Source organism: Citrobacter amalonaticus, from assembly GCF_018252635.1.
Taxonomy (GTDB): Bacteria; Pseudomonadota; Gammaproteobacteria; order Enterobacterales; family Enterobacteriaceae; genus Citrobacter_A; species Citrobacter_A amalonaticus_E.
Genome location: NZ_JAGTXM010000054.1, coordinates 1 through 373, shown reverse-complemented (window position 1 = coordinate 373; position 373 = coordinate 1). Strand labels below are relative to the sequence as shown.

Below are 373 nucleotides of genomic sequence, written 5' to 3'. Positions count from 1 at the left end.
CACTGACGCATTGAAGATCTTTCCGTCCGGGCCGACCGAAAGCGGAGCCTTGTTGTCCCCTGCCACGCACCACTGGCGGAGGTATTTGAGCTCGGCTGGCAGACGCGCCCATGCTTGAGCGCGTGCTGTCATGCGAGTTGTCCCCTCCGGGCTTGCAGCATCACTTTCCAGGCGTCCAGATACGGACGCACAATGTCACGCTTCCAGATGTAGATCTGCGCCCCGTTGACCACAATCGGTTCCGGGAGCAACCCGCGTCGACGTGCGTTCACAATGGTGGCGCGACACACGTCCAATTCTTTGCCGATTTCACTCGACGTGATGAAAGTTTCATCAAATTCCTGCTGAGCAGTCTTTACGACCTCTGCCATAT

At 57.4% G+C, this 373-nt stretch carries 1 protein-coding gene; it reads right to left on the bottom strand.

Annotated features, from left to right (window positions below):
• Nucleotides 1-128 precede the first annotated feature (128 nt).
• On the bottom strand, nt 129-373 hold a 245-nt coding region (locus KE671_RS22685), incomplete at its 5' end, for a hypothetical protein (protein ID WP_206164795.1).